General features: G+C 56.3%; 7 protein-coding genes and 2 pseudogenes. 4 read left to right on the top strand and 5 right to left on the bottom strand.

The annotated features are described in order from the left end of the window. Positions 1-66: 66 nt before the first annotated feature. Positions 67-1380, bottom strand: coding sequence for an MFS transporter (locus BCCGELA001_RS28830; RefSeq protein ID WP_158511643.1), 1314 nt, complete (start codon positions 1378-1380; stop codon positions 67-69). Positions 1381-1632: 252 nt separating this feature from the next. Next, complete coding sequence (locus BCCGELA001_RS28825; RefSeq protein WP_083543418.1) at positions 1633-2604, bottom strand: glycosyltransferase family 2 protein; 972 nt, start codon at positions 2602-2604, stop codon at positions 1633-1635. A gap of 163 nt (positions 2605-2767) precedes the next feature. Between BCCGELA001_RS28825 and BCCGELA001_RS28815 the strand changes: the two genes are divergently transcribed. The 3 genes and pseudogenes from BCCGELA001_RS28815 to BCCGELA001_RS39495 all read left to right on the top strand — a co-directional run bounded on the left by BCCGELA001_RS28815 (position 2768) and on the right by BCCGELA001_RS39495 (position 5752). Then, positions 2768-4261 (top strand): hypothetical protein, encoded by a 1494-nt coding sequence (locus BCCGELA001_RS28815; RefSeq protein ID WP_144441524.1) that lies wholly within the window; start codon positions 2768-2770, stop codon positions 4259-4261. Between the two features lie 471 nt (positions 4262-4732). Beyond that, complete coding sequence (locus BCCGELA001_RS38615; RefSeq protein ID WP_008558006.1) at positions 4733-5110, top strand: carbamoyltransferase N-terminal domain-containing protein; 378 nt, start codon at positions 4733-4735, stop codon at positions 5108-5110. Further along, positions 5010-5752 (top strand): annotated as a pseudogene (locus BCCGELA001_RS39495) (carbamoyltransferase C-terminal domain-containing protein). Before BCCGELA001_RS38615 ends, BCCGELA001_RS39495 begins: the two are co-directional and overlap by 101 nt. Positions 5753-5801: 49 nt before the next feature. Here the strand turns inward: BCCGELA001_RS39495 and BCCGELA001_RS28805 are convergent. Beyond that, positions 5802-7118, bottom strand: coding sequence for a DUF2130 domain-containing protein (locus BCCGELA001_RS28805; RefSeq protein ID WP_060736874.1), 1317 nt, complete (start codon positions 7116-7118; stop codon positions 5802-5804). A 152-nt stretch (positions 7119-7270) separates the two neighbouring features. Further along, positions 7271-10122, bottom strand: a pseudogene (locus BCCGELA001_RS28800) (TrlF family AAA-like ATPase). Between the two features lie 1067 nt (positions 10123-11189). On the opposite strand from BCCGELA001_RS28800, the gene BCCGELA001_RS28790 reads away from it, so the two are divergent. Beyond that, the gene (locus tag BCCGELA001_RS28790; RefSeq protein ID WP_008557993.1) at positions 11190-11711 is read left to right on the top strand and encodes a SlyX family protein; all 522 of its coding nucleotides are present in this window, start codon (positions 11190-11192) and stop codon (positions 11709-11711) included. A gap of 66 nt (positions 11712-11777) precedes the next feature. Here BCCGELA001_RS28790 and BCCGELA001_RS28785 read toward each other — a convergent pair whose 3' ends face one another. Further along, positions 11778-12830: a pyridoxal-phosphate dependent enzyme gene (locus BCCGELA001_RS28785; protein ID WP_060736871.1), complete on the bottom strand. Its 1053-nt coding sequence runs from the start codon at positions 12828-12830 to the stop codon at positions 11778-11780. Between the last annotated feature and the right edge of the window lie 101 nt (positions 12831-12931).

The following is a 12931-nucleotide window of genomic DNA, read 5'->3' as shown; positions in this document are numbered from 1 at the left end:
AGTTCGGCCTCTTCGGATTGTGAATCTTCGCGCGACTGGGCCGGTGGCGCGCAGCGAGGGCCATGATCAATGCTCCGGATGTCCCGGAATTTGTTTTGGACCTTTGGGCTCGTCCTCTTCTCGAACTTCCTCTTCGGACGAAGAGCTTGGACAATGTGAAGCTGCAAAAGGGTATAGGCCGGCAGCGACAGCCGCGATTACGCCGCCGCAAAGGGCGTACAGTTGCGCTTCACTAAAGGCCGCAAATATTGTTGGCAGGCTATAGACGATAAGACCGACCACGGCTGTAACCAACGTAGTCAGGGCCTGCACCCGACCAATGAACGCTGTTTCCACGAATGCCAGTAACGCGGCATCTGCTGCCGCGCGAGAAAGGCTCCAGAGAGTCCCTGCCAAAGCGTAAATGGCAACTGCTATCATTCTCTGATTTGTAAAGGAGAACAGCATGAGGGACAGTCCGGCTGTAACCAGCAAGGGGATAACCGCTGCCCTTAGTTTGTCGGCCAAAGACTGATGTGCTGAGACGGCGACGGCCGCGAATCCCGCTATCGCTGCGATCATCTCCAAGAGCCCAAAAAGGCTGGTGCTGCCTTCGAGTTCATGTACCACGAACCCGGGCAGCAAAAGATTCGTCGTCTGAATAATTGAGAATGCTAAGCCAACGGCGATCGTCGCCGTGAGCGCACCTGCGTCTTGACGAAGATACGTCAGCGCCCGCCAAGAGGCTCCGAAAAATCCAATCGTGTTTGCAGTCCCAGAAGGCCGCAACGCTGAAAGTCGCATAAAACTCAAGCAGGAAACAGCGACTAGCGCCAGCACCGCCAGCAACATGGCGGTTGTAGACGAGCCGAATTTGTCAATCGATAACCCCGCAAGGCCGGTTCCGGCTGAAATCCCAGTCTGCTTTGCGAGCGAAATCTGAAATGACACTCTCGCTCTGTCATTCGCGGCCACGGTCATTTGCGTTAGAGCACTGATGGCGCCCATCTGTAGTGAGAACCCGAAACCTCCGATGGCGCCCGAAGCGATCAAGATAACGGACGAAGCGATTCCGTGGGGAAGCAACTCGGGTAGGGCGAGACCCATGAATCCAATGGCACGCAGCGCCTGTCCGGCGGTTGCGATAGCTCGCTTGTCGTGCTTGTCCACGATATGGCCAGCGATGGGCGCCAGCGCGATCGTTGATCCATTGGTGAAGATGAGGACCAATCCAACAAGGCCGGTGCCACCGTAGTGGAACGCGACCCAGGCCGGAAGGACAATACCGGCTCCGACAAGTATGAAGGAGATGCACAAATAAGTTAGGAGGCCAAGTCTGGCACCCGAAGGCTTCATGAACGTTGATAGTCCATCGTTTAACGTGAGCGTGTCATCTCTCATTTCACCCCATTTGTACATAGCAGATGTAACTATGAACCCCGCGAGGCGCCGATCAGGGAGCTGCCGAGAGAGACGGGCAACCTGAGCATATCAGACGTCGGTCGTTGGGGCACTCCGGCGCTCTGCGGTGCCGGGGTTTGTTTTCCCTAGGCCTGAATAGGGCGGCGTGATGGCCGTTGCGCACCTAGCAGAATGCGATGGTGAACCACAGCCTCAGCGTCGCGACAAGCGCGATGAGTCTCGCCGCACGGGCTATGGGGCAAGTGCGATACTGCGGTCGCCAGTCTGTCGATCGAGTTCGCGTTCACGGATGAATTGCCTCGCTCGAGCCAAGTCTGATTTCGCCATGTGCGCGACGCATTCAAGGAGGGTCGGCTTCGCGGCGAAGACGCGCCGAACCTTCTCATTGTCATCCAGGTTGGGGTAGTACTTGTCAAATAGCGGTCGGAAGTTCTCGACCGTCGCTCGAATCATCTCCGGTTCCGATACGCGCCGTTGGGACACCCTCTGCGGATCCCCGTAGGCGCGGTATAAATAATACGGAGTAGAGAAGTAGGCGATTTTGTTTTCCAGTCCCTTGCTTATTCGGTGGGAAAGCAGCGAGGCGCCAAAACTCCAGTCAGTCCATTTGACGATACTGGGATTGTAGCCACCCAGTTCGATGGCGTCCTCCGTTCGATATACGATTGACGCCGGGACATGATGCTTCGCTGCCACTAGTTCCTCAGTGAGGGGATAGGCGGAGCTGGTAAACCCACCACAATCTCCAATCATGAGAGTCGCGCAATGTGCGAAGGCGAGCTTAGGGTCGGATTGCAATGCGTTGACGGCGCGATCCAGGTAAGTTCCCTTTTTCAAGGCAGCGGCGCTTTCGTTCAGGCAGTCATCCGCATCGATGAAGGTTGCATAAGCATATCTGGCCGCAAACAGACCGGAGTTGCGTGCGGCGGGCAGGCCCATATTTCGATTATGATGGATTAGACGGATGGCTTTGTTGGTTTTGAAGTCGGCGAGTATTCGCAGTGTGGTTGGATCGTTGCTGCCATCATTTACGATAATCAGTTCATGCGGTACGCAGAATGGTTGACGAAGAATGGATTCTACGCATTCGGCCAAGTAGGAGCCGGCGTTGTAGCAGGCGACGGCTATGGTAGCGCCATGCCTTGGGCAAAGCGACGCCAGTGTTGATCGTGAAGGGATGGGTGCGAGTGTGCCCATCATCATCGGTATTCCAGCTCTAATCTCGAGACGTGACGTTCGGTATCTATCTTGGGCCCCACCGATGGGCACACGCAAGCTGCTATTCCTGATAGCTGGACAACGTCGCTCGCAGCAGCTCTTTTCGTTCTTTGAATGACGTTCGCGGATGACGTGAGCGGATTTTTCGTTGGTTCAGCAGACCCTCCCTATGTCAAGTCACCTTGTAATCGTGGGCTTTGGTCCCGTTTCTGGCTACAAGTATTCGCGATGTATTCGAGCCGCCTTGCAGTCCGGGGCTATCGCCGGATATTCAGTCGTTGATCTTGAATCTCAACGTGATGCCGTCCAGCGTAGAGTGGCCAGTTTGCCGGCACAGCCGATACATACGGTGTTTGTCCCCGGCGCGGATGTGCGTGACGATCCCGAGGCGGCCTTGAGCCATGTTGCTCCCTTCCTTAAGGATCGTGCGAACGAAGGTGCCGGAACTCTGAAGGTTGTTATCGCAACAGAGCCTCAGGCCCATGAGAGCTATTTGCGCCATTGCATGTTGGCCGGATACGATACCCTAACGACCAAGCCATTGTTGGTGCCGATGCGCGATGGCGTATTCGATGGCGGCTCGATCTATCAGCGCACAAAGGATCTGCTCGCCTGTGCAAACGGCGGTAAGGGGCAGCACAGTCTGATCGTGCTGGATCGACACCACGGGATATATGAAAAACGGATTCGATCCCAGCTCGCAGTGATGATGGAAAGGTTGAACGTTCCAATCACTTCGGTCAACTTGAAGACTGCATCCGGCGTGTGGAATCTTCCGTATGAATACGCACTCAGGGAAGACCATCCGTACAAGTACGGCTATGGCATGCTGATGCATGGCTCCTACCACTATGTTGATCTGGTAACCCGCCTCTTGCAAATGAACCGCAGGATGTACGCGGACGATGAACTATGCCTACGCGTCAGTGGCTTCTCAGCGTTTCCGAGCGATCAAGCGAAACGGCTGCCTCTTGGCATATTGAATAGGCTGGACAACTGCCCGGAGCACATGGCGAGCTTTGACCCAGGCTTTCCTTATGGGGAAACCGATGTCGTCGCATCGTTTGCGCTCTGTTTTCGACGCAGCCGGGCAACCTTATGCTTGGGTACTATTGCTCTGGAACAAACGACGCCAGGGATGCGGTCATGGGGGGCGTTTCCGGAGGTGCCCTACAACGTCAACGGCCGACTGCACTGCACTGATGTTGATGTCCGTTTGGGGACCCTGTTTTCCGTCAACGGGCACGTGGTGAAAGTTCCTATCTCTTCAAGGAAAAGCCAATCAGACTTGCGCGGGAAGAACATCGGGATTGTAACGTCACGGTCGAATGCTCTCGTCACTGGAACCCAGGATTTCCTGAGCGAAGAGCGCATCACGCAACCCTATGGAAATTCGTTCTCTTACGCGGCTGAATCGGCATTGTTTCAGGATTGGATCGACGGCAAACGAACCTACAGCAATTTAGACTCGCACCTGGCGACCGCCGCCATGACTGATGCGTTGGCGCGCGTGGTCCAAAGTAATGGGGAAACGATTGAAATCGATTTTGATTTTGAGGAACCGGAGTGGCCGCCAATAACGTACATTTCCAATGCTGTAGTTTCCGAAGGCCGCGCGATGCAGTTTTCAGCGTATCGATGAGATGTCGCGTCGAAACGGTACCTAAGGCACGCAGAACGGCCATCGAATCCGAATCGAGGGCCAGCATCTGCTGGAGAACAGGGCGCACCAACGGCGGATGGCCGCTGAGGGCCGGTGCAACACTCGTGTTCGTATCTTTGAAGCAGGAATTGAGACTTTCAGTTACGCTCGCGTCAACGAGGTCGAGGTGGAGCGCCGGGTATGCCCCGAGGCGGCGGCTCCGGCGCGGGATGGAATGGGTTGTGCGGCCCCTCGGGTCCCAGCTCGCCGGGAGACTATCCCAAGCCAACGAATTTCGGTAACGGCACAAACGGACCCGAGGGGGCTAAGGGCGAGATGATGTTTGTCATCGTCGTCGGCTTGGCCGATCCAACCTTCCCTAAGAATACTCCCTATGTTTGAATTTCTGATGCTGGCAAGCTGATGGCTTTGGCCTCATCTTCTCGGCGAAAGGAGCCAACGTCTTCCGAAATGAAACTGCTGAAGTTTCTGTTGCAGGGGCCGTACAGGCAGCTATCTGAATACGACGGTCCCGAAGGGCTGCCGTATTGCGATGTGGGGCTGGATGACGCCGAGTTCCGCAACTTCGCTGGTATCTTCAGTGATAAGCTAGTCGATATCTTCTATCAGTTCGCCAAATCGAATCTGAAAAGAGGTATGCCGCTGCTCATAGCCGGTGGCTGTGGTCTAAACTGCGACTGGAATACAAAATGGCGAGACACTGGGCTCTTCATACCGCCTGTTGCGAATGACTCGGGCTCAGCCATTGGTACGGCGATTGATGCGCATTATCACTTTACGGGCAATCCAAAGATCGACGGAAACGTCTATTCCGGAACGGAGTTTTGAAGCAGCCGGCTTTATCGACCTAGCGCAGTATCATACAGTTGAAGCGAACTACGAGACGATTGCCGACATGCTTGCCCATGACCTCGTGCTTGGTTGGGTGAACGGCAGATATGAGATTGGTCCTCGCGCATTGGGCAATCGCTCCATTCTCGCTGCGCCGTTTAAGGACACTACAAGAATACGATTGAATGAGATCAAGCAGCGTGAGCAGTTTCGTCCGATCGCACCTGTTTGCCTGGAAGGGGATGCTGCAACATGGTTCGGCTGCAACTCGTCGAGCCCATATATGCTCTATACGCAAAGACGAATACGGGTGCTTTGGCCGCGGTCATCCATGTGAACGGAACCGCACGTCTTCAGACGGTTTCAGCAGCTACTAACCGGCGTCTGTATGAACTGCTTAGGGCCTTCAAGTCCCGGACAGGCTATGGTGTCCTCTGCAATACATCGCTCAATTTCAACGGGCGAGGGTTCATAAACAGGATTGACGATCTGTCGGCTTACGTTTTAGATCGGGGTTTGGATGGGTTTGTAGTTGACGGTAAGGCGTATGTCTTGAAGTCACCTCCCTATTTTCGGACCTTCAGGGCAGACACCAAAATCCCTCGAATGACGAGAAGAGTGAACCTCGCCAGTCCATGAATTCTTGACTCAACTATTATCGACGCCCGGTGGTCCTTGAAGGAACTATCTAAGACGCTTTACGGTCGCTGCTCTCGTGATCTTCCAGCAGAGGTACCTCCAGGCTGGGGATTTCAGGCATGGCCTTGCCGGCTATGGCCTGAAGGTCACCCACCATGCCGACGGTCGAGTCGATCACGGACAGGATCTGGGTTTCCCGCTTAGCCCATTGCCGGACCATGAACTTGCGCTCGCTGTCCAGGTCCTTGCGCATGTCGTTGAACTTCTCGACTACAGCCTCGACCCGCTGCCGGAATTTCGTGCCGGTCAGATAGTGGTAGACCTGCTCCATCTTGGTCTGCTGCCCCTGTTGGACAAGCCGGGAGCTGTTCACTTCAATCAGTGTGTGCCGGAGCGCCACAGCGACGGGTAGGGCGCACCGCGGATGTGCCACCCACACTCCATCAAGCAAATCAAACTGTTCGATGTGCTTGGGGAGGGCCTGGGAAATAATGAGCGCCACGTCAGCGCCGCAGCGCCGTTGGTCGTCGCGGAGCTTAGCAAGCCAACCATCGCTCCAGGCCTTGGTGCGCTTGGATTCCCAAAGAATGATGCCCGCCGGCTGACCCACGGACCCGTTGACTTGCTGGACGACATCGGCGCCCAGCTCACCCTTGCCAACCGGTTCAATGAGATCAGTGGGGAAGCGTCCCCGCAGTAGGTCCTCCAATTCAAGCTCCAGAACCTCGCCCTGGGACTGTTGCGAGCCTTGCTCGGCTTTGCGCTTCAACTCTTCAATAGTGCGGGCCATGGATTCAATGGTCTGATCCTTCTCCAGCACGCGGAGACGGGCGGCTTCGTCGGCGTCCTGCCTGGCCTTCAGGCGGATTTCTTCGACGGACGACTGAACGCGCTTTTCTACTGTGAGCTCAAGTTCCCGCTTGGCCTCATCGAGCGCTCGCTCCTTGCGCAACATCTCAGCCTGGGCTTGCTGGGCCTCGGCAAGCTTGACGTTGTTGGCTTCCAGCGTCTTACGCAACTCTTCAAGCTCGGCGCCTTTCGCCTGGACTTCGGCGGCGACGATTTCCCGCGCCTTCTTCGCCTCGGCAGCTACAATCTGACTCCGCTCGGCGGCAAGGCGCTGCTTAACCTGGTCTTCAACCTGCTCACGCGCGTTCTCAAGCTCCTCGCGCTCCTGCCGAAGAGCCTCCGCCTTCTTTGCGACTTCCGCATCCTTGCTCGCCAATTGCGCCTGGAAGTGCCGCCGGGTCTCTTCGATGAGCGGGGCGGCTAGCGACTCCGTCAGCTTGATCTCGTGATTGCAGTTGGGACAGTTGAGAGTGGGCTCCTGGGTCGCCTCCGCAGTCGCCATTGCTTTGAAGTTCATAAGCCCTCCTGACTTTGCAGCCATGCTGACCGAATCAGCAAAGAACGGCCAGCCCTAGCGCCATCTTGTTAGGCTTTAGCGTGATTTCGGCGCGTTGTTTCAGCGTCGATAGAATGGCACGAAGTTTTCCACCGAAACCGGCTCAATGGAGGTCATGAGGCGAGATCGAACCGATATTTGCGGCTACGCAAGTCGAAAGCTTCTCTGCCTCCCTCCATCACGTAGGTAATTGCTGTCCCCACCGCAGGAGTTTCAATGGCACCATCGCAATCAATCTGCACTCTAGGAGCATTGATCGTCGGGTTCGAAGAGGGCTCGGGAGATTTAAGCGCGACAATCTTGTCGGCATCTCCGTTCACGACAATGTTGGCATTGTGTGTTGTGAAAATAAGTTGTCGGTTTGACTTTGATTTGCGCAAAAGCTCAACGATTCGCATAATGACACGATTGTCGAGGTCATCCTCCGGCTGATCAATAATCAGCGTCCCCGCTGATTGCTTTAGCAATAGTTCTAACAGAGCGGATGCCTGTTGTCCGGGCGAAGCCATTTTGAACTCGATCGCCCGACCCTCGTCGATGTAAGACATGATGATCGTGTCTTTTGGGGCAGCGGAAATAATCCCGGCAACGACCGCGTCTGTAAGATTCTGATAGACCTTTTTCTGCTGACGATCTGTAAGGGCGCGAATACCTTTGAAGATTATCGATTGAAGGGTAGACAATAGCCCGTCACTTGCCTCAGGCGGCGAGCCCGCCATGATTTTAGCCTCGTAGAGTCCCAGAAACGCTTTTCTAACAGAGGCCCAGCCGGTTTCCTCGTTCTCGGTCAGAACCGCTTTGATCCAATCCTGGCACCCCTCTTCGACCTGCTGCGTGTGAGAAGCTTCGAAGAGTTTGCAGAGAGAAGTGAGGTATTCTTCCGGCATTTGATCCTTGCGGACTCTCGCTTTGAGCAAATTGCTCGATTTTCCAGCGACCTTGTCGGCGGCAGCCTTTAAAATTTTACGCCTGTCTTGAATAAGAGCGTCTAGCTTCGAAAGGGCATCTTCGTAGGCCTTCTCAGCGCCCGCTTTGCCGGTTTCGTCTGTCTTTGCTTTAGTGAGGGACGCTTCTGCCGTTTGTAGCTCACGAGTCAGGCGAGCAACTTCATCAATGAGCGTCTTGTGTTTACTCTGCTCCGCTATTGCAGTGGCGTATCGAACATCGAATGCATCGCGTTTGAGCGCAAACGCCTCACTTGCAGCCTTTTGATGATTGACGAGGGTCGTTGCTGCCTCTTTGGCCTTGGCAAGATGCTCCGCGATCGCTGTCTTCATCTCGTCGACCGCTTTCTGTAGATTTGCGGCCTCCTCGAAGTCGGCTGCGCCTTCGTAAGTCTCGATCTCGATCGCAAGGAGGGCTGCATCAAATTCCGAAATGCCGGTTATTGCTTCTTGCGCCTGCGTTGCTACTCCAGCGATAAATTCTCCCGCACGGGCATACTTCGGAGCTTCTTCAATTGTAATCAACGCCTCGGTGGATACCCCTTCCTGCTCCATGCGAGTGGACAAGGCCGACAGACGCTGCCGAATGTCCTCTACCTTGCTCTTGGCTTGTTGCGAGTCAACACGCGCCTGCCAGAGCGCCGCAAGATTGGATAGCGATGTCCTGACATCACGCTGGGCATTTTTGATAGAACGCTCAATGTTGCGTTGCTGGTCCAGTTCCTCGGCAGCGGCGATACTCGTTATTTGCTCCGAAGCAGTTTGCGGGTCATTCATCGTGCTTGAAAGGCCCTTCTGCCGAAAGGCGCGTGCGCGAAACCGCTCCCTTGCCGTGCTGGTAGTGACTTCTATCGTACCTTGAGGAGTAATTACTGAGATCGCTTCCTGATTCGATGTGGTCCGTTTCCAGGTTTCGCGAACTCCTTCACGCTCAAGTACGACCTCGACGAAACCGTCACCCGCCAGAGTTTCCTTGATGAGAGCGACTTCGCGATCATTCGCGAGGTCCGAGATTGTGTTTAGATCTTTGTCGGTCCGTCCCAGTCCAAAGCGGAGATACTCAAGAAACGCGCTTTTGCCGGAGCCTCTGCCGCCAATGAGAGCATTGAAACCATCGTTGAACATGATGGTGACGGGATTTGGTCCGGTGAGGCTGCTCTTCACGCGCAGCTCTACTAAATGCTCGGGGGAGATGCAGGGGGCTCAAATGCAATGCGGGCCTCGTCTGCCAAAAGAGCCTGACGTAGCGCCTCAATGGAATGTTCACCTAACTTTATCCAGCAGTCGTGCTTACCGAGCCTCTGCCAATCTGCGGTGCGGTTGTCCCCGGTGGCGATGATCGCTCGTCGCCTTTTGCCCCAATCGTTTATCTTGCCGCGAATTTTGTCGATTGTTGTAGTGTCGAGCCCGCTATACGGACGCTCTATGTATACGCCATCGATTGGGAGATTGGCGAAGCGTGGGTGATGTCCCGGCTCATTAAGGCTCTTATGGTCATCTTCTGTGCTGAAGTGCGGGAGCACCAAGCAACAGTCTTTCAGGTACTGTTCGTCTTGGATTGCCGCGACGAACTCGGAAACCGTCGATTTGGCAGGTTGGATGGCGCATGTCTTCGCTCCGGATTCAGGAGCCATCAAAATGTTGCCGGCTGCGGCTAAAGCGAGCTTCTGAGTATCTGCTGCAAGCGATGGATCGAAGATTGCGATGCACTGAGCATTATCAGAGCAGGTGATTTCCACCGCAGGAAACACTCTGACTTCGGATCCAAGCCGTTTGGCAGCTTCAATTACGTAGGTTGAGAGGCATATATCGTGATGATCGGAGATCGCGACCGCGCTCAGTTTTGCAGCTTCGGCTGCTGCGATGAAAGATTCGGCCCATGCGGCACGCGCCTGTTCATCGGCCTCGCTCCCGCCCGGTAGGTCTGGAGAACCGGACCAAGCTTGGTCTCTTGGTGTATGGCATTGGAAATCGCACTTGTGCCAAGTGGTGCCTGGATGCATTCCTAAAGCAAAAGTCATGTCCTCTCCCCCCAATACATACTCTTCAAGGTTGTGCAGAGAGGCAATACCCCGATTCCGTATCCTTTAGTTGCTGTTGAAAACTGTGGTGCGGGCGGCCGGACTCGAACCGGCACAGGCCTTGCGGCCCCACGGATTCTCTTACCACTTCGGCTTTCGCCGCCGCCATCCGGCGTTCGTGGTCTGGACTATCCCTTCACCCTGGCGTTTTGTCCGCTGTAGGTGCTGCCCGTCTAGCCCCCTGGCGGGGGCTTGGCTCGGGATTGCCAGTGAAGGTTTCCCCGACTTTGAGCAGTTCTGCTCCTGGAGTTTCCCCCAAAGGCACTCAATGGCTTAAGTCCACGCATTTCCGAACACTTCCTCCGATAACCGCCCAATTATGAAGCGGCAGACAGTGATCCGTTGCTCTTAGCGTCCCGGGGAACATGCCGTCGCATTGAACCAGCCGACTGGCGGCTGGGCCTACAAACGTCCGAGTTTAGCCTTCGAAACTCAGTAATGCCATTACATCCGGTGTTTCCCGCTGAGTCTGCGATCTTTCGGGCGCTCGCGCTTGAAATATGCGCTCTTACCTAAATTGCAGCAGGAATCATGCAGCGAAGCCGGCTAAGCATTCTAGTCATCTCTGATCAGCCCCAGACGAGCGCTCGTTGAGGGAGGGACCTTGCAAAAGAAAGTTTCCCGAAGCTATCCATCCGGCTGAAGCGCGACCGCGATTTGCTCGCGGCCTGCGCGGAGGAACGCCGCAGGTGAACTTCGATTGCCGCAGTCGTAGCGTGCTTGTTCTTGTGTAGCGTTACTGCGCTGAGTGGCCGGTTAGCGCGGGAAAATACCGGTCGGTTGAAGGCTAGATACATCGCAGGGCAGGTGGGGCTCAGCTAATTAACGGTCAACTGCGGGCGTGCTTATTCATCTTTGGACTGGGGCGCGAATATGCGTTGAAGCGGAGTGATCTTCCTGGGACCTTTGTGCGACGACAAATTCATTTTGCACAAACGACTCAGTAGAGTCTTGACCATCATCGACAAGCGCGTCAACGAGCGCCATTGCAATATTCTGAACAAGGGATGCTGGATGTGATTGATCAAGCGAACGGCTCGGAGTTGCCCGCCGTCTTGCGCAAATCATCAAGACGCTTTCAGTGGGTTCTTGGACTTGTCGCCATCCTCACCGCCCTGTGCGTTGGCGGAGCCTATTGCTGGCCCCATATCGACAGATTCCTGGAGGCTTCAGGGGCACCTGAAATCGCCGCGATGCCGGCGTTGTCGTCTGAAGACAAAGCGATCCTTTCGGAGATTCGCTTGGCACAGCAGGAGGCAAGCGAAGAGCTTGCGGCGCTCAACCGCAACGTCACTGCACAGCAAACCGATTTGCAGCGAATGTTGGATCAAATCGCAGTCCTGACTTCGAGAATGGAGTCGCTGCAGAGCCCAGTGACTTCTGCGTCTCCTCCTGCCGATCCTCGTCCGCCAGCAGCCCAAACCACTTCAAAGCCGATAACAAGAGCCAGTCGCCCGTCGAAACCAGAAGGGCCGGTCTCCGTCGGGGGCGCGCCGCTGGTCTCCGAGCCGGACACGGACCGCCGATAATCCGATGATGAAGCCCTCGGCCTTCCAAACATTGTCTGCCAGGAGCGAACATCACCGTGACCACGTTTAGGCGTCTAGGGCGCGTTCGGTGAGGAGAACGAGAATGCGGCTCCGCCCGTCCAGGCCGAGATCGCTTGTATGGCTTGGGCGTGCCAGGGCAGCCATCGCCCCGGCCAGGCCTGCTGCAGAGGATGTGGTGGTGGCCAGATCATAGGCGGAGAGCAAGCGAACAGCATCCACCAGTTCCGCCTCGGACACGGTGATGGGCCGAGCGCCGTGCCGCCTCAGCACCGCAATGGCAGGCGCGCTCGCTCGGCCGCAGGAAAGCATCTCGGCCGACGTGCGGAGATCACCCTCCACCTGAATCGGGCGGCCGGCCGCGAGCGCGGGCGCAACACACGCCGCGCTTTCCGGCTCGACCGAAACGAAATGTCCCGGAGGTGACAGCCAACCCGAGAGACCCTCGGCGACAGCGGCGGCGAGTCCGCCGACGCCAGCCTGTATAAAGACGTGCGTCGGACGCCCATGACGGGCGAAATCCACCTGATTTTGGATTTCCGCTGCCGCAACGCCATATCCCGCCATGACGTCGCAAACGATGGGGTCATTCGGATCGTCGGTCGTGTCGGCGACAAGAATGCTCGGGCCTTGGCAGGCCGCCGCTGCGGCCGCATCGACTGCATCGTCGTATGTGCCGAGCACCCAAACGATCTCGGCACCCTGATTCTCGATGCGGCGCGCGCGCGCGTGCGGCACGCCCTCATGCAGGAACACGCGGGCTGTCGCCCCCGCAAAGCGCGCCGCGGCAGCCACCGCGAGGCCGTGATTACCGTCACTGGCGCAGATTAGCGTCGGTTGCCCCTTGGGTCTGGTCCCGAGAAGGTCCGCCACCTGCATACCCGAGGCCCGGGCGAGCGCGCGTAATCCGGCATAGGTGCCACCAAGCGACTTGAAGCTGCCGAGCGTGCGGCGGCCTTCGTCCTTCGCGAGCACCTGCGCCACTCCGAGCCGGTTCGCCAACGCAGGAAGGTTCAGCAGTGGCGTGGGCGAGTATGCGGGATCGAGGCGGCGTAGCTCGGCTGCAATCGCATCGACAGATAAAGAAGGGGAGCTGTTCATGCCCTGATCTTGCCCGCACAATGGAGGTTTGCTGCGGCAGGCGTGCTACACAGCAATGTTTCCGCTGATTATGAACCAGCTATGCCCTAAACACCATCGTC

The organism is Bradyrhizobium sp. CCGE-LA001 (genome assembly GCF_000296215.2).
Classification (GTDB): domain Bacteria; phylum Pseudomonadota; class Alphaproteobacteria; order Rhizobiales; family Xanthobacteraceae; genus Bradyrhizobium.
The sequence above is the reverse complement of the archived record's forward strand: the minus strand, read 5'-3'. Positions and strand labels throughout refer to the sequence as shown.

Coding starts and splice junctions, on each gene's coding strand:
- BCCGELA001_RS28785 (WP_060736871.1), bottom strand. CDS start 12,830: ATGAACAGCTCCCCTTCTTTATCTGTCGATGCGATTGCAGCCGAGCTA.
- BCCGELA001_RS28825 (WP_083543418.1), bottom strand. CDS start 2,604: ATGATGATGGGCACACTCGCACCCATCCCTTCACGATCAACACTGGCG.
- BCCGELA001_RS28790 (WP_008557993.1), top strand. CDS start 11,190: ATGCTGGATGTGATTGATCAAGCGAACGGCTCGGAGTTGCCCGCCGTC.
- BCCGELA001_RS38615 (WP_008558006.1), top strand. CDS start 4,733: ATGAAACTGCTGAAGTTTCTGTTGCAGGGGCCGTACAGGCAGCTATCT.
- BCCGELA001_RS28830 (WP_158511643.1), bottom strand. CDS start 1,380: ATGAGAGATGACACGCTCACGTTAAACGATGGACTATCAACGTTCATG.
- BCCGELA001_RS28805 (WP_060736874.1), bottom strand. CDS start 7,118: ATGAACTTCAAAGCAATGGCGACTGCGGAGGCGACCCAGGAGCCCACT.